Source organism: Sphingobium sp. Z007, assembly GCF_900013425.1.
GTDB lineage: Bacteria > Pseudomonadota > Alphaproteobacteria > Sphingomonadales > Sphingomonadaceae > Sphingobium.
The window spans coordinates 111,206-129,588 of record NZ_FBXK01000001.1; the positions used below are offsets into that span (position 1 = coordinate 111,206).

General features: G+C 64.1%; 12 protein-coding genes. 7 read left to right on the forward strand and 5 right to left on the reverse strand.

Annotated features, from left to right (window positions below; all coding sequences use genetic code 11):
* Positions 1 to 8: 8 nt before the first annotated feature.
* Entirely contained in the window at positions 9 to 2,549 is a 2,541-nt protein-coding gene (locus CEQ44_RS00530) for an ABC transporter permease (RefSeq protein ID WP_088184593.1), read from the reverse strand.
* Positions 2,546 to 3,247: an ABC transporter ATP-binding protein gene (locus CEQ44_RS00535; protein ID WP_088184592.1), complete on the reverse strand. Its 702-nt coding sequence runs from the start codon at positions 3,245 to 3,247 to the stop codon at positions 2,546 to 2,548. Before CEQ44_RS00535 ends, CEQ44_RS00530 begins: the two co-directional genes overlap by 4 nt.
* Between CEQ44_RS00535 and CEQ44_RS00540 the strand changes: the two genes are divergently transcribed.
* The 6 genes from CEQ44_RS00540 to CEQ44_RS00565 all read left to right on the forward strand — a co-directional run bounded on the left by CEQ44_RS00540 (position 3,246) and on the right by CEQ44_RS00565 (position 10,397).
* Complete coding sequence (locus CEQ44_RS00540) at positions 3,246 to 3,968, forward strand: arylesterase (protein WP_088184591.1); 723 nt, start codon at positions 3,246 to 3,248, stop codon at positions 3,966 to 3,968. The genes CEQ44_RS00535 and CEQ44_RS00540 overlap by 2 nt on opposite strands.
* Positions 3,965 to 5,014 (forward strand): oxidoreductase, encoded by a 1,050-nt coding sequence (locus CEQ44_RS00545; RefSeq protein ID WP_088184590.1) that lies wholly within the window; start codon positions 3,965 to 3,967, stop codon positions 5,012 to 5,014. Before CEQ44_RS00540 ends, CEQ44_RS00545 begins: the two co-directional genes overlap by 4 nt.
* 17 nt (positions 5,015 to 5,031) lie before the next feature.
* The gene (locus CEQ44_RS00550; RefSeq protein ID WP_088184589.1) at positions 5,032 to 6,423 is read left to right on the forward strand and encodes a carboxylesterase family protein; all 1,392 of its coding nucleotides are present in this window, start codon (positions 5,032 to 5,034) and stop codon (positions 6,421 to 6,423) included.
* 412 nt (positions 6,424 to 6,835) lie between these two features.
* Positions 6,836 to 8,029, forward strand: coding sequence for an AAA family ATPase (locus CEQ44_RS00555; RefSeq protein ID WP_088184588.1), 1,194 nt, complete (start codon positions 6,836 to 6,838; stop codon positions 8,027 to 8,029).
* On the forward strand, positions 8,026 to 9,042 hold the full coding sequence (locus CEQ44_RS00560; protein ID WP_088184587.1) for a ParB/RepB/Spo0J family partition protein: 1,017 nt from the start codon (positions 8,026 to 8,028) through the stop codon (positions 9,040 to 9,042). The genes CEQ44_RS00555 and CEQ44_RS00560 overlap by 4 nt, the downstream gene beginning before the upstream one ends.
* 164 nt (positions 9,043 to 9,206) lie before the next feature.
* A complete protein-coding gene (locus CEQ44_RS00565) occupies positions 9,207 to 10,397 on the forward strand; it encodes a replication initiator protein A (protein ID WP_088184607.1) in 1,191 nt (396 codons plus the stop codon).
* A 621-nt stretch (positions 10,398 to 11,018) separates the two neighbouring features.
* Here CEQ44_RS00565 and CEQ44_RS00570 read toward each other — a convergent pair.
* A complete protein-coding gene (locus CEQ44_RS00570; RefSeq protein ID WP_088184586.1) occupies positions 11,019 to 12,035 on the reverse strand; it encodes a hypothetical protein in 1,017 nt (338 codons plus the stop codon).
* Positions 12,036 to 12,183: 148 nt separating this feature from the next.
* On the opposite strand from CEQ44_RS00570, the gene CEQ44_RS00575 reads away from it, so the two are divergent.
* Entirely contained in the window at positions 12,184 to 15,501 is a 3,318-nt protein-coding gene (locus CEQ44_RS00575) for a PAS-domain containing protein (RefSeq protein WP_254913907.1), read from the forward strand.
* Between the two features lie 108 nt (positions 15,502 to 15,609).
* Here CEQ44_RS00575 and CEQ44_RS00580 read toward each other — a convergent pair whose 3' ends face one another.
* Both CEQ44_RS00580 and acs read right to left on the reverse strand, forming a co-directional pair.
* Positions 15,610 to 16,218 carry a response regulator transcription factor gene (locus CEQ44_RS00580; RefSeq protein ID WP_254913913.1) on the reverse strand — a complete coding sequence of 203 codons (609 nt, stop codon included), beginning with the start codon at positions 16,216 to 16,218 and terminating at the stop codon, positions 15,610 to 15,612.
* 109 nt (positions 16,219 to 16,327) lie between these two features.
* Complete coding sequence (acs, locus tag CEQ44_RS00585; RefSeq protein WP_088184584.1) at positions 16,328 to 18,271, reverse strand: acetate--CoA ligase; 1,944 nt, start codon at positions 18,269 to 18,271, stop codon at positions 16,328 to 16,330.
* Positions 18,272 to 18,383 lie beyond the last annotated feature (112 nt).

The window sequence follows — 18,383 nt, forward strand, 5'->3', positions numbered from 1 at the left end:
TCCGGCCGCTATAACTGCCGCAGCGCGCGCGCCGGGCGGACCGACATCAGCGGAATCGCACCGGCAAGGCCGATGCCCAGCGTCAGCAGGGCGCCGCCGCCCAATGTTGCCAGCACGATCGGCCAGTCGGGCGACCAGCTAAATTCGAAGATGCGGACGATGACGAACCAGGCGGCCGTCGTGCCCAGCGCCAGCGCGACCAGCGCCAGCATGGAAGCGAGCAGGCCATATTCAAGCGCCTGGCCCGCCAATATCTGCCCGCGGGTCGCGCCCAGCGTTTTCAGGATCACGCTGTCATAGCTGCGCGCCTGACGGGAGGCGGCGATCGCGCCGACCAGCACGGCGATCCCCGCCAGGATCGCGACTGAGGCGGCGGCGACGATAGCGCGCGACATTTGCGTCATAATGGTGCCGACCTGATCGATGACATCGCCGACCGCAATCACCGAGACGCCGGGGAAGGCCGATAGGAGCGCGCGGGTCATGGCGCCTTCGTGGCGCGCATCCATGGTGATGGTCGCGGTCATGCTGTGGGGCGCTGCGGCGAGCGCGTTGGGCGAGAAGACGAGGATATAGTTGAAGCCCATCGTGTCCCAGTTGACCTTGCGCAGGGAGGCGATGCGGGCGGTGATTTCGCGCCCCAATATGCTGACGGTCAGCGTGTCGCCGATGCCGATTTGCATGACCTTCGCCGCTTCTTCATCGAGCGAGACGAGCGGCGGACCGGTATAGTCGCGCGGCCACCATTGGCCAGCGGTCAGATCGCTGCCCTGCGGCAGGATGGCGCTGTAAGTGACGCCGCGTTCGCCGCGCAGGAACCAGGCCCCTTCAGGCAGTTGTTGGAGGTCGGCGACGCGTTGCGCGCCATAGGCGACGATCGTGCCGCGCAGCGCAGGGACGATGTTGAGCTGTGCTTCGGGGGCTTGGCGCAAGGCGATAGCGCGGAAACGGTCGGCCTGGGTCGACGGGATGTCGAGGATGAACTGGTTGGGCGCCTTGTCCGGCACGACATTGCGGATTTCGCTGTCCAGGCTGGTCTGGATACCCGCCAGGGTAACGAACAGGGTGAGCGCGAGGCCCAACGCCACGATAAGCGCGGCGGTCTGCGCGCCGGGGCGGTGGAGATTGGCGAGCGCCAGGCGAAGCAGCGGGCGGCGTGGGCGCGGCGCGATGAGGGCGAGGCGGCGGATGGCCCAGCCGAGGCCGAGCAGGAGTAGAAGCACGGCGGCGGTCGCGCCCAGCACGGCGGCGGAGAAGAGCGGTTCGCGCGCGGTGAGCAGCGCCAAGGCGACGAGCAAAGCCCCTGCCGCGCTCATGGCGGCGAGGCTGCGCCGGTCGATGCCGCTACCGCTTTCCACCGCGCCGCGGAAGATGGCCGCGGCCGGTTGGGTGCGGGCGCGGCCGAGCGGCGGGAAGGTGAAGAGGAAGGCGATGAGCAGGCCGTAAGCGGCGCTGGTCAATAGCGGAATGGGATGGAGGCGGAAGCCGGGGCTGACCGGCAGGACGTCGCCCGCCAGCGCGACGATCAGCGGTGGCAGGAGCGCGCCGACGATCAGGCCGGTCACGATGCCGAGCATAGCCACCGCGCCGACCTGCATCCGGTAGATGCGGCCGATGTCGATCGAGGTTGCGCCCAGCACTTTCAAGGTCGCGATGCCGCCCCGCTTGGCGGCAAGATAGGAGGCGACGCCATTGCTGACGCCGATGCCGGCAATGACCAGCGCAGCGAGGCCTATCAGCGAGAGAAATTGCCCCATGCGTTCGATGAAGCGATTGGCGCCGGGGGCGGCGCGATCCCGATCCTTGAGCGTCCAGCCGTCGGCCTCATGCGCCTTTTCCATGTCCTTGCGCACCGTGGCGGGATCGAAACCGGGGGCCAGGCGGATGCGATATTTGCTGGAATAGAGGCTGCCTGGCTGGATCAGGCCGGTGCGGCGCAGGCCGTCGAGCGAGACGATGGCGACGGGGCCAAGGGTAAAGCCTTCGCCCAGGCGATCGGGTTCGTGGGCGATGATGGCGGCGACGGTGAAGCTGGCGGTGCCATAGCGCAGGCGGTCACCGGGACGGACGTCCAGCCGCTCAGCCAAGGCGTCGCCGATCAGGATTTGGTCGGGATCGAGGGGGCGGTACGTGCCTTTACGCAGGGTGAGCTTGCCATAAAGCGGGTAGAGCGTATCTACGCCCTTGAGTTCGGTGAGGACGGCGGGCGGTGCGTCCCCCCTGCCCGTCCCGCTTGGCTGAATTTGGCCGTCCCTCTGCGCCATGGCGCGTAGGCGGATGGTTTCGCTGAGCGTGCCGAGCTGACGGAAGGCTTCCTTGTCGCCCAGGCGCGCTTCACGCTGCGTCATGGCGATTTCGATGTCACCGCCTAGCAAATTGCGGCCCCGGTCGCTCAATTCCTGCGTGATCGCGGCGGTCAGGCTGCCGATCGCGGCGAGCGTGGCGACGCCCAGGAACAGGCAGAGGAAGAGGAGGCGCAGGCCGCGAAAGCCCAGATGCAGGTCGCGCCGGGCGATGCGCCAGCTTGCGCTCCAACCGATGGCGTTCATGCGGCGCGATCCGAGAAGATGAGGCCATCGCGCATTTCCACGATCCGACCGCACCGATCCGCCAGCGTCGGATCATGGGTGATGATGACCAGCGTGGCCCCCGCCGCGCGTTGCCGTTCGAACAACAGGTCCATGATGGTGACGCCCGTGGTGGCATCCAGATTGCCGGTCGGTTCGTCGGCGAAGATCAGCGTCGGTCGCGGGGCGACGGCGCGGGCGATGGCGACACGCTGCTGCTCGCCGCCAGAGAGTTGCGCGGGATAATGGTCGAGCCGATGGCCCAGGCCCACAGCGCGCAATTCGTCGGCCGCGCGATCGAAGGCATCGGCATGGCCAGCCAATTCGAGCGGCACGGCGACATTTTCATGCGCGGTCATGGTGGGGAGCAGATGAAAGCTTTGCAGGATGATGCCAATGCGTCCACGCCGGGCGCGGGCCAGCGCATCTTCGTCCAGCGCGCCGAAATCCACGCCGCCCACGCTGACGTTGCCACCGCTGGCGCGCTCCAGGCCCGACAGCACCGCCATCAGCGAGCTTTTGCCCGATCCCGATGCGCCCAGAATCGCCAGGCTTTCGCCGCGCAAGATGGTCAAATCGACCCCCTTGAGGATCGCCACCGGCGCATCGCGCGTTCCAAGCGAAAGCGTGACATCCTGCGCGCGGATCGCGATAGTGGCGGGATCAATGGGCAAATGCATGAAAAAGGAGCGCTCCTTGGCGGGCAGATGGATGCAATATGGGGCGTTGGCGCTGATTGTCCAACTGGCGGTGGCTTGTTCGGATAAAACAGCTGCGCCGTCCGCGGTCGGGGATGACAGGCCGGGCGCCAACGCCGCGGCGGCGGCCACGCCGGTAGCGGACGAACGGCTGGTGGTGGCGTTCGGCGACAGTCTTTATGCCGGCTATAATCTGGACCAGGACAAAGGATTAGCGCCCGTTCTGGAAGCGGCGCTCAAGGCGCGCGGAGTAAAGGCGCGGGTCGTCAATGCCGGTGTGTCGGGCGATACGACCGCGGCGGGGCTGTCTCGGCTCGCCTTCACGCTGGACGGATTGCCGCGCAAACCCGACCTGGTGCTGGTGGGCCTGGGCGGCAATGACATGCTGCGCGGTCTTTCGCCGACCAAGACGCGGGCCAATCTGGACGCGATATTGGCGGAATTGAAGAAGCGCGGAATCCCGGTCCTGCTGACCGGGATGCTGGCGTCGCCCAATATGGGGCCGGACTATGCCGCGGTTTTCAATCCCATCTTTGCCGATTTGGCGCGCAAATATGACGCAGCGCTCTATCCCTTCATGCTGGAGGGGGTCATCGGCGACCGGGCGTTGCAACTGCCCGATGGCATCCACCCCAATGACAAAGGCGTGGGTGTAATCGTGGGCAAGCTGGCGCCGGTGGTGGCCGGGGCATTACCATCGTGACGACGCGGATCAGGGTCGGCCTGGTCGGCTATGGCATGGCGGGGCGCGTCTTTCATGCGCCGCTGATCCGCGCTTCGCCGGGGCTGGAACTGGCGGCGATCGTCACCAGCCGTGTGGAAGAGGTCGCAACGCTCGACCCGGCGATCCGGTGCGTGGCGAGCGCCGAGGCGCTGCTGGCCGATATGTCGATACAAGCTGTGGTGGTTGCGACGCCGAGTGCGACACATGCAGCGATGGCTGCGGATGCGATGCGCGCGGGCAAGCATGTGGTGGTGGACAAGCCCTTCGCGCTGTCGCTGGACGAGGCGCGATCGCTGGCGGCGCTGGCCCGCAGCAGCGGGCGACAATTGGCGGCGTTCCACAATCGCCGGTTCGACAGCGATTTTCTGAGCATTCGGGCCGCGATTGGGGCAGGCGTGATCGGTCGGGTCACGCATTTCGAATCGCATTTCGACCGGTTCCGGCCACAGGTGCGCGACCGCTGGCGGGAGGATGGATCGGCCGGATCGGGGGTGTGGTTCGACCTGGGGCCGCATCTGGTCGATCAGGCGCTGGTGCTGTTCGGGCGGCCGTTGGCTGTGAGCGCCGATATCGTCGCGCTGCGCCCCGGATCGGCATCTGACGATTGGGCGCATGTGGTGTTGCGCTATGACGGGATGCGCGTTGTGCTGCACGCCAGCCTGAATGCCCCCGATGCTGGCGGCGGCGGTAGTCCGCGTTTCGCCGTGCATGGCGACAAGGGATCGCTCGTCAAGCGGCGGCTCGATCGCCAAGAGGCGCAGTTGATTGCAGGCATGCGCACGGGCGATGCCGGATGGGGCGTCGATCCCGATCCGGTCGAGGTATATGACGGCGATGGCGGGGTGACGCGGCTGCCGGCGGCAACGGGATGCCAGGAACAATTGTACCGGCAACTGGCAGATACATGGGCGACCGGCAGCAATCCGCCGATTTCGCTGGACGAAGCCGTGGCTGTGCAGGAAGTCATCGAGGCGGCCTGGATATCGGCGCGGGAGGATCGGGTCGTGGCGCTGCCGTTGCCATGACAGATTGAAGAATAGAGATGGCTTTGCCCTTGCGCGTCTTGCTGTTGGCCGCTGCCCTGAGTACGCCCGCCGTCCATGCACGGTCGGATATGGCGCCGGTCGTCACCATCGCGGACGGCGCACTGCGCGGGGTGAATGAGGAGGGCGTCGTCGCGTTCAAGGGCATTCCCTTCGCCGCGCCGCCGGTGGGCGAGCTACGCTGGCGCGCGCCGCAGCCGGTGTTGCGCTGGCAGGGCGTGCGCGACGCCAGCCGCTATGGCCATGACTGTATGCAACTCCCCTTCCCCAGCGACGCCGCGCCGCTGGGCACGCCGCCGGCGGAGGATTGCCTGTATATGAATGTGTGGAAGCCGCAGGGGCGGACCGCCAAGCTGCCGGTGATGGTCTGGATCTATGGCGGCGGCTTCGTCAATGGCGGGTCGTCGCCGCCGACCTATGCGGGGGCGGCGCTGGCGCGGCAGGGCATCATGGTGGTCAGCTTCAACTATCGGCTGGGGCGATTTGGCACTTTTGCGCATCCCGCGCTGACCAGGGCAGATGCGGACGAGGGGCGGCAGGCCAATTATGGCTATATGGACCAGATCGCGGCGCTGCGCTGGGTGCGGGATAATATAGCCGCGTTCGGCGGCGACCCGGGCAATGTCACCATCATGGGCGAAAGCGCGGGCGGCATGTCGGTCCATGCGCTGCTGACGTCGCCGATGGCGCAGGGCCTGTTCCACAAGGCGGTGATCCAGTCCGGCGGGCCGATGCCGATGAGCGACGCCACGCTGGCGGCGGCAGAGGCGACGGGCGCGGCGTTCGGGCAGAAGCAGGGCATCGCGCCGGACGATCCCCACGCGCTGACGAAATTGCGAGCGTTGCCTGCCGATGCCGTGGTGGATGGGCTGAACCTGGCGGCGCTGTTTGCGGCCGGCCCGCGCACCCACAGCAGCCCGGTCGCCGACGGCCGGGTCGCGGTCGATAGCCTGGACGCCTATCGGGCGGGCCGCTTCGCCAAAGTGCCGGTGATGATCGGTGCGACCAGCGACGATATTGGCGGGCCGACCGGGCCGATGGTGACGGGCGCGCGCACGATGGCGCAACTATTCGCGCGGGCAGGCGTGCCGACCTACCATTATCGCTTTTCCTATGTCGCACAGGCGCTGCGGACCGCGGCGACGAAGGGCGCGGGCCATGCCAGCGAAATCCCCTATTTCTTCGACACGGTCGCGGTGAAATATGGCGACGCGACGACGGACACGGATCGCGCGATCGGCCGGATCAGCAGCCGCTATCTGGCCAATTTCGTCCAGAGGGGCGATCCCAATAGCAGCAGTCTGCCAAACTGGCGACGCACCGATCCCGCCTTGCCGACGTTGATGGATATCGGCGCGAAGGAGGGCGCGACAGCGGTCGCGGATCACTGAAATGGACACCCGGCACAACGTGCTATCATCACAGATTGGTCGTGCTTTCGGAATCGCCGGGGCGTGTTATCGCACCGTCATCAACGTGTGATCGGATTGCCGGGCGTAGCACCGACTCGCGTGATATAGCTCCTTTTGAACCGATTTTTGGGTCGTTAACCCCTCTAATCTCTCAATAAAATCCCTAATGCCGCGTTACCTCGCAGCGTCTGAAGCGGTTAGAGGTTGAAGGGCTATCAGCCAGCTTTAATCCGTTTGCCTCTCAACCTTCGCCACGGTTGTCTTTTGATGCAACGCAACAGAGGAAGAACGCCTTCATCAGACCTCCTAAGCAGTGGTTTGACTTTGAGGAGGAATTGAGCGCATAAAACGCCAACCAGTTTATCGTCATGATTCGGGTATGAGGGGCGCCATGTCGTTTACCGTCAACACGCTGCGCAACGTCACGACGGCATGCCAGCAAATGCGCGATCATATCAAGACGATCGTGTTCCGTCCCGATGCGCACAAAACGCTTGATATCACTTTTGGACCGACGGTAGCGGCCGAACTGATCGGGCGCACGCCGGAGGCTTTGGCCAAAGCGGAATCCAAAGGGCGTCTGCCCCAGCCCAAGCAGTTGCCCAATGGCCGCCGCTACTACACGCTGGAGGATATGACCCAGATCCGCGAGGCGCTGGGCATCCATGTGGGCAAGCAACCGGACGAGGATGCTGTCGTGCTGGCGGTGCAGAATTTCAAAGGTGGCGTAGGAAAAAGCACCATCACCAAGCATCTGGCCGATTATCTCGCGCTGCATGGCTATCGCGTGCTGGTGATCGATTGCGATCCGCAAGCATCCACCACCACCATGTTCGACATCCAACCTGAAACGCTGATTGACGACGACCAGACACTCGGCGCGTTCCTCTCGCCGCGCAGCACCTTCAGCAATTTCGCCGAAACCATCCGCGACACGCCCTGGCCGACGATCAAGATCGTGCCGTCGAGCCTGGGCCTGCAGGATGCGGAATGGGATTTGACCTCCACCCTGCGCGAAGGCGGGCAGGCGGTAAGGGAAAGTTTGCAGGCGCTGCGCATCGGTATTGCCAGCGTGACCAAGGATTTCGATGTCATCCTGCTCGACCCGCCGCCAGCCATGGGCTTTCTGGGCCTCAACGTGATGGCGGCTGCAACCGGATTGCTCATCCCCGTTCCGGCGCGGCAGCTGGACTACCTGTCGACAATCCATTTCATGGACACGATCGCGGACAATATCGAAATTCTCGAACAAAATGGCACGCCGGTCAATTACGGCTTCATCCGTGTGGTGTGCTCGGCCTTTTCCCCCAGCAAGCCAGGCGAAAATGACATGTGGCGGATCATGCAGGCAACCTATGCCGGGCTGTTGCTGGGGCAACCGATATTGGCTTCCGAGGAAATCAAGAACGCTACCCAAGCGTTCCGGTCGATCTATGAATCCAAGCCGTCCGCATCGCACCAGACCTACATGCGGTGCCGCGATAATCTGGACGCGGTGTTTGGCGAGGTCGTGCAGCAGATACGGCAGCAATGGCCATCGACCAGCCTGACCGGTGCCGACGCCAGTGTGAGCGTGGCGGCATGAGCCGGCGGTCCCTGATTAGCGAAGCTCTGGCATCCGCGCCGAGCGAGCCGGCGGTCCAGTCTGATGCGGCGGCGGCGGACGCCGCAGCCGGGCGCGTCAATTTCACCAACAAGCGGCTGGAAGCCTTTGGCGAGGCGGCACGGATCGTGAAGCGGCCGACCATAAGGTTGAAGCCCGCCGAATGTTCGATCTGGCCGGGCAATGCGCGCGACTATACGTTGCTGGACGAGCATAGGTTGCGCAGCCTGATCGATTCAATCCTGGCGGAAGGCGGCAACCGGATTCCCGCGGTGGTGCGGCGCACGCCCAATGGCCCCCTGCCCTATGAACTGGTAACGGGGACGCGGCGGCACTGGGCGATCAACTGGCTCAACACCAATCACTATCCCGACATCGACCTGATCGCGATCATCGAGGATCTGGACGATGAGGCCGCGTTCCGACTGGCCGATATAGAGAATCGTGAACGCGAGGATATTTCCGACTTGGAGCGTGGCCTGAATTATAAGGCCGCGGTCGATCGCTTCTATGGCGGCGTGCAGCTGCGAATGGCGGAGCGGCTGAAAATCTCGAAGTCGCAACTATCGCGTTATATCGCGCTTACCGAGATACCGCCCTTTCTGGTCAGCGCTTTCCACTCGCCGATGGATCTGCAAGCCAAATATGGTGAGCGGCTCCTGCCCATCCTGCGCGATCCGGCTAGCCGGGCAAAGCTGGAGGCCGCGGCGGATCAGATTGCGTCCGAACAAAGTTTCCGCCGTTCGGGCGACGAACAGCCGATCAGCGGCGTCGAGGTCATGGGGCGATTGCTCAAGGCCGTGACGGTAAAAGGCCGCGTGCAGAAGGCGTCGATCGCAGCCGGCAACGGCAAGGCGATCGGGGAAGTGGTGAAGGACCAACAAAAGATATTGACGCTGTCGCTGACGCCATCCGACCTATCGACCGATGCGATATTAGAGGCGTTGCGGCCCGTGATTGACGCGGCGCGTATTCGGAGCGCGAAACGGCGGTAAGAGTGGGCGACGCTGGAATGAAAAGCTGAAAATAGGGAAATAACCTATATATTTCAGTTATTTATGTGATTTTCCCCCTGGGGGGACGGCGAAAATGGGATGGCACAGTGGAGAATGAGGGCGAACTTAAGACGGCGTTGAAAGAGCGCAAGGTCCAGTTCGAAATGTTCTTCACCCTGCCCGATTTCAGTGACATTTCGCTACGCGACTATCAAGAGACGATGCAGCGTCCCTTCTTTAGTTTGTCGAAGCGCAAACGGGTCAAGCCAATCGAATATGTCAGCCCCGACAGGTCGGTGACCGTGCATGTGTCGGCCAATCCGACCTATGGCATGGCGACCATCTGGGACGCGGACATCATGATCTATCTGGCGTCGCACCTGAACGAATTGCGCGAGCGCGGGCTGAACGATCTTTCGCCCGTCATTCGGCTCCAGCCGGGCGACCTGCTTAAGCGCATCTGCTGGGGCACAAGCGGCCGGGCTTATGAGCGGTTGGTGAGCGCGCTGGATCGGTTACAGGCGACGACGATCAAAACCAATATCCGCGCCAGCGCAAAGAGCCGGGAGACGACCTTTTCCTGGATCGACAGCTACACCCATTTGGTGGACGAACGCACGCAACGATCGCTGGGCATGGAAATCACCCTGTCCAAATGGTTCTTCGATGGGGTGATGGACAAGCGCAACGTGCTCGCCATATCGCCGCTCTATTTCGAGATCACCAGCGGATTAGGCAAGTGGCTCTATCGTGCGTCGCGCAAACATGCGGGCGGCAATGGCGCGGATGGCTTCGTTATCGGGTTCGAAACCCTGCATCAGAAGAGCGGCAGCGAAAGCAGCTACCCGGTGTTCAAGCGCAAGTTGCTCGACCTGGCCCGTGCCAATGAATTGCCGGACATCAGCCTGGAAGTGCTCAACGCGGACAGTATGAAGCCCAAGATGCAGATGGTGATGCGGCGGCATATGGCCGAACGACGGCGCACCCGGCGCGCGCCTCCCCTGCCCTCCCCGACTGATGCTATGGCAGACAATGACGGCGACGCAATGATCGATCCGGGTCAGGCCATCAGGCTGATCGCGCAGGCGGCTGGCGGACTGCGCAGCCCGGGTGCGGATAAAAGCAAGGCGCGGCGTGCGCCTGTCATGAGCGGTCGCGCGAGCGAGATACTGGATGCTGAAGTGCACGACGCGATCCGCAGCGATTTCCCTGGTTGGGACTATGACGAGCTGCTGCGTCGTTTCGACGCGTTTCTGGGCGCCAATCCACATGAACTGCCGCGCAACTATTCCAAGCGCTTCTATGGCTTCGTCAAAGAACATCACCGCCGCAACAAATATCAGCTGCGGTCCTGACTGGCGCCAGTCAACGTGTTTTCGGAATCACGTGATTGTGATGTGCGGTTCCCCTACCCTGTCGCAACGCATTGGTCCGATCTTGCAAGCGCATAGCCGTAAACGCTGTAAAAGCGTGGATATGACAGCCCGGCTGGGCGATGGGCATATGTCTGTCGTGCATTAACAATGGCGCGACGATAGAGACCGGTACGATTCTGAAAACACGATTAACGGGGTTATTGCGCCTTGGTACGTCCCCTGCCCTGCTCCGCTTTTCTCTTATTGCTGGCGCGTCCAGCTTAGAAACAGCCTTCGACATCGGGCTGCGACGTGTTTTCAGAATATCGATATTATGGGCGGCCAAGGCCAATATGTATCGGGATCTTCGTCTGGGGCGACATCTCGAATGCATCTGGAAATCGCCGATGTGATCCTCTTAGAGCTTGATTTCTATCGTTGAGCGCTAGGATCAACGGAGATCGTCATGACGTATCCGAACAGGCCGGTTATAAGAACAAAGACGGAAACCGAATATAGAGGCTGTAGGACCGCCTCTGAAGGCCGCGCTGGTCTCAGCCTACGATCCCGTATTGCGCGCGACAAATCGCGCTCAGTGACCCGCTGGCGCGGTCGACATTTTCAATCACGGGACCAGAAGTCGGCGATGTCGGGGTCAATAAGCGGATCTGGCGATGCCGCTGTGCGAGGCGCATGACTTACTGGAATAGTATAGCTGCGATAGCTGCTCTGTCCCGATCGTTCCAGCAACAGTCCCGCGTCGGTCGCGATCCCCAATAATTTGATTGCGCCGGCGGAGGTCAGGCCCAGTTGATCGGCTACTAGCCGGCTGCTGATGGCAGGCCGGGACATTGCCAACATCAAGACGTCCTTCAGGCGACCAGGGCGACGCCGTGACGCGATATAAGCCGCGGCGCGTCCCGCATAGGTGCGCAGGCGTATTTCCTGGTCGAGATGGTTATGAGCGCCCACGGCTATGGCCCGAAGCCATAGACGGTCGAACTGCGCGCGGTCCGCGATCTTCCAAGCCGCCGCGCCGGTTTGAAAACCCAAGGCGGCGAGACCGCCGAAGGAGGCATCCCATCGCCCCGGACCGTAGCGATCGCCGATCAGGAAGCTCGCCACGGCGTCGCCACGGCCGATGGGCGACTGGCGTCGCCACGCCAGAGCAATGCGCGCGGCATGAAGGAGAGGCGGGGAGGGGGGCAGGGCGGCGGCCTCCGCCTGCCACTGCGCCACACGCTGGCGGACATCCGCAAGCGGAACGCCGAAGGGTGTCCATGGATCAGCGTTGGCAGGGACGTCCTGTACTCCCAGCCAATCGAGCAGGCCGACATTGTCGTCGCGTAATGTATCAAGCGTTATTGGCGCGCCGACAGCTTGCCGCCAATGGGTCAGGTCGAAGGATGCGCCGCTGACACGGCCCCGGCCGTCGACGGTGAACGCGTCCGCATCGATCGATGTGGCATCGATCCATGCCAGCGCTTGGCGTTCGGCGATGAAGCATCGTATCTTCCAGGGTCGGCGCACGGGACTGAGACGTCGTCGCTCCTCGATCCGCACCAGCGCCGCCTGCGCGTCCGCGTAATGGGATAGGAGGCCATCATGTATATCCGGGTCGTAGCGGGTATATGGCATATGCTCAGATATCAAATCTAAATATAAAAACTCTATAATAATATCAACAATATAACGACAGATATTAAACGATAAAATCCTCTAAGAAAGTCATCTCCTACATCCGATTGGGCGGCGCGCCAATCCCCCCTCTTTCGGACCGATTGGCGTGCGCGATCTACGCGTCTATGCCTGGTGGATGTCCATCGCGATCCTCCTGGCCATCCTCTACGCCGCACTGCTGTTCGGCGGGGCAGCGTTGGCACATCGCTATCGCGCGCAATTGAGAGGGTCGCGCTGGCGTATCCATGCCTATGGGCTGGCGCTGGCGGTCTATTGCACCGCATGGACCTATTTCGGAGCGGTCGGCAGCGCGGCGACAGGGGGATGGGATTATCTGCCCATCTATCTGGGGCCGGGTCTGGTGATGGCTCTGGGTGGGGGCTTCCTGCGGCGACTGCATGTCGAGGTGCATCGCGAAGGCGCGACGTCGATCTCCGACTTTATCGGATCGCGTTTCGGCAAGAGCCGCGCGATCGCCGCGCTGGTCACTATTATCCTGCTGTTCGGCACCATTCCCTATGTCGCGCTGCAATTACGGTCGGTCGCCTTCAGCTTTGCGCTGGTGTCGCATACGCCCGAAAGCACGGCGCCGTTGATCGGGGCGTCGGCCGCGCTGGCGCTGTTCGCGATCCTGTTCGGAGCTCGGCGCTATCAGGTGGCGGGGCAGAACGAAGCCATCCTGTTTGCGGTCGCGACCGAATCAGTGCTGAAGCTGGCGGCCCTTCTACTGGTCGCAGCGCTTGCCTGCTGGCTGCTCTGGGCGATGCCAACGGCGCAGACGGCGCCGGGGATCGCCGCGTTTCGGACAGGCTTTTCACCGGGGCGGCTCGATGGCGATTTTGTCGTCACGACCCTGCTGTCGATGCTGACGATCATCTGCCTGCCGCGCCATTTTTTCGTCAGTGTCATGGAGGCGCGCGGCCCCGACGACATATTGCGGGCGCGCTGGGGGTTCATTGCCTATCTTCTGGTGACGGTTTTGGCGGTGCTGCCGATCGCCGCGGCGGGACTGGCGTTGTTGGGCGTAAAGGCGGTGCCGGACCTGTTCGTGCTCAGCCTGCCGCAGCGTTTCGGCTTTCAAGCCCTCGCGTTGCTCGTATTTTTCGGCGGACTGTCGGCGGCGATGGCGATGGTGGTGACGGAAGTCGTTGCGATTTCCAGCATGATCTCCAACGACCTGTTCGCACCTGTTCTGCTGCGCCGTTCCACCAGCGACGTGCATATGGGCGAACGGCTGCTCTGGATCAGGCGCAGCGCGATCGTGGGGCTGGTCGCCGCCGCCGCGCTCTACGCCATGGCCACGCCCTCCACGATCCGATTGGCGTCGGTGGGGCTGATCGCTTTCGTCGCCATCGCCCAATGCGCGCCCGCGCTGATCTTGGCTGTCTATCGATCGCATAATGACGCCGTGGCGGGCGGCGCAGGCCTGTTGACCGGCTTTGCGATCTGGATGGGGACATTGTTCCTGCCGGCAGTGGACCTGCTGCCAGACTGGCTCGACCGCTGGGAGGGCGTGAACGCGGTAACGCTCGGCACGGTCATCAGCCTGGGCGGGAACATCCTGGCCTATCTGTTGGTGTCGGCGCGGGGGGTGGGCGCGGCGGCGCTGGTGCGGCAACGGGGCATCGCGCCGATCGGGACGATGTCGGCGCTGGGCGATCTGGTCACGCGCTTCGTCGGGAGCGAGGCCGCCGCTGCCGCCTTTGGCAGCCAAGACCTGGGCGCGCAACCGATCGAGCGCAGCAGCGCGCGCACGGCCGAACGGTTGATCGGCAGCGTGGTGGGCGCATCGTCGGCGCGCGCGATCATGGCGTCGGCTATCTCCGGGCAGGGCATGGGCTTTGCCGACGTCGCGCAGATGCTGGATGCGTCAGGCCAGTCGCTGCACTTCTCGCAAGGGCTGCTCGCCGCGACGCTGGAGAATATCGATGTCGGCGTCAGCGTGATCGATCGCGATCTGCGCCTGATAGCGTGGAACAGCCGCTATCTCGACCTTTTTCGTTACGATAGTGGAATGATAAGGGTTGGCGTACCGGTCGCCGATCTGATCCGATTCAACGCGGAGCGTGGCGATTGCGGGCCGGGAGAAGTGGAAGACCATGTCGCCCGGCGCCTGAGCCATATGCGCAGCCGCAGGCCGCATAGTTTCGAGCGGCACCGGGCCGATGGCCGCGTCATCAAGACGGTCGGGGGCGCGATGCCCGATGGCGGCTATGTCATGAGCTTCACCGATATCACGGCCGAAGCGCAGGCGCGGGCCGCGACCGAGACCGCGCGGCGCGACCTGGAGCTGGCGGTGGTGCAGCGCACGGCGCAGCTGTCCGACGTCAATGCGCAATTGGCGGCGGCGATGGCGGACAAGACGCGCTTCCTGGCGGCGGCAAGCCACGATCTGTTGCAGCCGCTTCATGCCGCCATGCTCTTTTCGTCCGCCTTGCGCCGACGGCTGGACGAGCCGGAGAAAGCGATGCTGGCGCGGCTCGACAGGTCGATCGAGGGCGCGAACGACCTGTTGCGTGCGCTGCTCGACATATCGAAGCTGGACGCGGGCGGTGTCACGCCGCAGCCGACGCGCTTTGCGGCGCGGCCGATGCTGGTCGATCTGGTCGAGAGCCTGCGGCCATTGGCGACCGAAAAAGGCTTGTCTCTGCGGGTGGGAGCGGGGGATGGCTGGGTGGAGACGGATCGATCGCTGCTGCGGTCGATCGTCCAGAATTTCCTGAGCAACGCGATCCGCTACACCGAGCGGGGTGGCATCATCGTCGCGGCGCGGCGGCGTGGGGACCAGATGCGGATCGAGGTGCGTGACAGCGGTATCGGCATTGCGGCCGACAAGCTGGGCATCATCTTCCGCGAGTTCGAGCGGCTGGGGCAGGGGAGTGAGAATGGCATGGGCCTGGGGCTGGCGATCGTGGAGCGGTCCGCCGCGCTGATCGGGGCCAAGGTGGCGGTGTGGTCGCAGGAGGGCAGGGGGAGTTGCTTTGCGATCGACCTGCCGCGGGTTGCTGCAGATCCGCCGGTCGCGGTTGTCGCCGACCTGGCGGCGGCGCGGGAGACGGCAGGCCGGCGGCTGTTGGTGGTGGACGATGACAGCGCCAATCGCGCCGCCATGCGCGCGGCGTTGGAGGCCATGGGCCATAGATGCGTGACGGCGGCGGGGGAGGGCGAGGCCCTGGCGGCGACGGGGGTGTTTGAGGGTGCACTGGTGGATTTTGCGCTGGGCGGGGCGCGTGATGGCATCGACCTGATCGACGCCCTGTGGGCGCGACGGCCGGGCCTGCCGGTGGCATTGGTCACGGCCGAACGGGGCGAGGCGATGCTGGAACGCGCGCGGGAACGCGGCATTACGATACTGGCCAAGCCGCTGGGCGGCGCGGTGCTGGACGCGTGGGTCGCCGGCTTGGCGCGAGAAGGCCCGGCATAAGGTTGATGGACTTGCCTGAGCCATGCGCGGCGATGTGTCACGCGGCGGGCTGTTTGTTCTAAGAATATAGGGGCTTCGATAGGCTCAGCCGAACGGGGAGTGGGGGCGTTATCGATCCGCGCCCAGGCCCAGCGCGCGGGCGGCCAACGCCGCCTGGGTGCGGTTCTGCACGCCCAGCTTGGCGAGGATGGTGGTCATATGCGATTTGATGGTCGATTCCGCCACGCCCAGATCGAAGGCGATCTGCTTGTTCAGCCGACCGTCAAGCACGCCCAGCAGGACGCGCAACTGGGTGGGGGTGAGCGCGGCGACCTTTTCCGCCATGTCGTCCACATCGCCAGCGGGCAGGGGGGCGGGACTGTGGCCCTCCAGCGCCGCGGCGATCGCCTCTTCCATGACGACAAGGGGCTGATCCTTGCCGATGAAGCCGACCGCGCCATAGCGGCGGGCTTCAGGCGAAGCGACCTGCGCCTCCGCGCTGGAGATGACGAGAATCGGGACCGAAGGGCGTTCGGCATGGAGCAGGGCGACACCGGAAAAACCCGCAGATCCAGGCATTTTGAGGTCGAGCAGGATGAGCAGCAGATCGCTGGTCGCGCTCGCCGCTTCCACTGCGCGGTCCAGGGTGGCAGCTTCGATAATGCGGGCGTGGGGGGCGACCGACTCCACCGCCATGACCAGCGCCTGACGAAAGAGCGGATGATCGTCCGCCACCAAAATGGCGCCCTGTGCTGTCAGCGTCGCGTTCCTCTCCGACCGGCCATCTGGCTGGTCTGTCGCCAGCCTGGAATAGGGGCTTGCCCTTGTGCGAGGCAAGTCCTTTCGATCAGGCGTTGGCGAGTTGGCTGTCCGCGATCAGCGTTTCGACCACAGAAGGGTCGGCCAGCGTGGAAATGTCGCCGAGCGCGCCGGTTTCGCCTTCCGCGATTTTGCGCAGGATACGGCGCATGATCTTGCCCGATCGGGTCTTGGGCAGGCCGGGGGCGAACTGGATGATGTCGGGCGTGGCGATCGGGCCGATCTCATTGCGGACCCAGGCGACCAGCTGCTTGCGCAGGTCGTCCGATGGCGCCTCGTTCGCGTTGAGGGTCACATAGGCGTAGATGCCCTGGCCCTTGATCGGGTGCGGCATGCCGACGACCGCGGCTTCGGCGACCTTGGCATGGGCGACAAGCGCGCTTTCGACCTCAGCCGTGCCCATGCGGTGCCCCGACACGTTGATGACGTCATCGACCCGGCCAGTGATCCAATAATAGCCGTCGGCGTCGCGGCGGGCGCCGTCGCCAGTGAAATAGCGGCCCGGATAGGTTGTGAAATAGGTCTGGAAGAAGCGATCATGATCGCCATAGACGGTGCGCATCTGTCCTGGCCAGCTTTTGGCGATGCACAAATTGCCCTCGGTCGCGCCGTCCAGTTCCTGTCCTTCGGCATCGACCAGTAGAGGGTGGACGCCGAAAAGTGGCTGGGTCGCGGAACCGGGCTTAAGGTCGGTCGCGCCGGGGAGGGGGGCGATCAGGATGCCGCCGGTTTCCGTCTGCCACCAGGTATCGACGATCGGGCAGCGGCCGTCGCCCACGATGCGGTGATACCACTCCCAGGCTTCGGGATTGATCGGTTCGCCGACGCTGCCCAGGATACGGAGCGATGCGCGGCTTGCCGCCTGCACATAGGCGTCGCCTTCGCGCATCAGGGCGCGGAGCGCCGTGGGGGCGGTGTAGAAGATCGACACGTTCCACTTGTCGCACACCTGCCAGAAGCGACTATGGTCGGGATAGTTGGGGACGCCCTCGAACATCAGCGTGGTCGCGCCATTGGCCAGCGGGCCGTAAACGACATAGCTGTGGCCCGTGACCCAGCCGATGTCGGCGGTGCACCAATAGACTTCGCCAGGGCGGTAATCGAACACATATTCATGGGTCATCGCCGCCCACAGCAGATAGCCGCCGGTGGTGTGCAACACCCCCTTGGGCGTGCCGGTGGAGCCGGAGGTGTAGAGGATGAACAGCGGGTCTTCGGCGCCCATGGCCTGCGGCGCATAGTCGGTCGCGGCGGCGTCGCGGGCCGGGCCGTAGAAAATGTCGCGGCCTTCCACCATTGGGACATCGGCGCCGGTGCGCTGAACCACGATGACCTTTTCGACCGAGCCGCAATGGGCGAGCGCGGCATCCACATTAGCCTTGAGCGCCACCCGCTTGCCGCCGCGCAACCCTTCGTCCGCGGTGATGACGAGGCGGGAGTCGCAGTCGCGAATGCGGCTGGCCAGGCTGTCGGGGGAGAAGCCGGCGAAGACGATCGAATGGACCGCGCCGATGCGGGTGCAGGCGAGCATGGCGAAGGCGGCTTCGGGGATCATCGGCAGATAGAGGGTGACCCGGTCGCCGCGCTGCACGCCCTGGCTTTGGAGCACATTGGCGAAACGGCATACTTCCTCATGCAGCTGGGCATAGGTGATGACGCGGCTGTCCGCGGGATCGTCCCCTTCCCAGATGATCGCGGGCTGATCGGCGCGGGTCGCGAGATGGCGGTCGATGCAGTTGGCGCTGACGTTGAGCTCGCCGTCGGCGAACCAGCTGATGCCGAAGTCGCCTTCGTCGAAGCTGCTTTCATCGACCTTCGTAAAGGGCGTGATCCAGTCGAGCCGCTGCGCCTGTTGCCGCCAGAATGTGTCGGGATCGGACGCGGCCAGCGCATGCATGGCAGCGGCGGTCGAGGCGGTGATGCGGGCGTCGGCAGCCGGGGCGGCAGGGACGGGATACAGGGCTTCGCTCATGTGGTGAGAACCTCTCCAAGCTCTTTCGCCCTAGCGTAACCCGTGAAGAAGAAACCGGCATCCTCGACCAAAGTCGGACGCCCTTACCACCATGGTCGGCCTTCTCTCCACC

Bases quoted from the DNA above. Each gene is read 5' to 3' on its own strand.
- CEQ44_RS00530 (WP_088184593.1), bottom strand. From the start codon at position 2,549: ATGAACGCCATCGGTTGGAGCGCAAGCTGGCGCATCGCCCGGCGCGAC.
- CEQ44_RS00540 (WP_088184591.1), top strand. From the start codon at position 3,246: ATGAAAAAGGAGCGCTCCTTGGCGGGCAGATGGATGCAATATGGGGCG.
- CEQ44_RS00535 (WP_088184592.1), bottom strand. From the start codon at position 3,247: ATGCATTTGCCCATTGATCCCGCCACTATCGCGATCCGCGCGCAGGAT.
- CEQ44_RS00550 (WP_088184589.1), top strand. From the start codon at position 5,032: ATGGCTTTGCCCTTGCGCGTCTTGCTGTTGGCCGCTGCCCTGAGTACG.
- CEQ44_RS00555 (WP_088184588.1), top strand. From the start codon at position 6,836: ATGTCGTTTACCGTCAACACGCTGCGCAACGTCACGACGGCATGCCAG.
- CEQ44_RS00560 (WP_088184587.1), top strand. From the start codon at position 8,026: ATGAGCCGGCGGTCCCTGATTAGCGAAGCTCTGGCATCCGCGCCGAGC.
- CEQ44_RS00565 (WP_088184607.1), top strand. From the start codon at position 9,207: ATGTTCTTCACCCTGCCCGATTTCAGTGACATTTCGCTACGCGACTAT.
- CEQ44_RS00570 (WP_088184586.1), bottom strand. From the start codon at position 12,035: ATGCCATATACCCGCTACGACCCGGATATACATGATGGCCTCCTATCC.
- acs (WP_088184584.1), bottom strand. From the start codon at position 18,271: ATGAGCGAAGCCCTGTATCCCGTCCCTGCCGCCCCGGCTGCCGACGCC.